The 240-nt window shown below is 62.5% G+C and carries 1 protein-coding gene; it reads left to right on the top strand.

Features of this window, described 5'->3' with window-relative positions:
* Nucleotides 1-240, top strand: a 240-nt coding sequence (locus AC3A4H_RS23735) for a hypothetical protein (protein ID WP_487768898.1), incomplete at both ends; no start/stop codon positions are given.

Here is a 240-nt window from a genome sequence, read left to right as displayed (position 1 = left end):
GTTCGGCTGGATGGATGCAGACCAGATCGAGGCGCTGACCGAAGATCAGGTCAAGGCTCTGTCGGCCACGCAGATCGGGGCCATTGGCGACAACGTCGCTAAGTTCAGCGATGACGAGATCGCGGCGATCAGCGTCAAGGCCATCGCGTCCCTGTCGGAAGATACGATCGCAGCCCTGTCGGCCGAGCAGGTCAAGAAGCTGACGGCGAGCCAGCTGGCGGCTATGAAGCCGGCCCAGAT

This window comes from Pseudaminobacter sp. Soil_N_29 (assembly GCF_057656055.1).
Note: the sequence above shows the minus strand (reverse complement) of the source record. Positions and strands in the feature narration are given on the sequence as shown.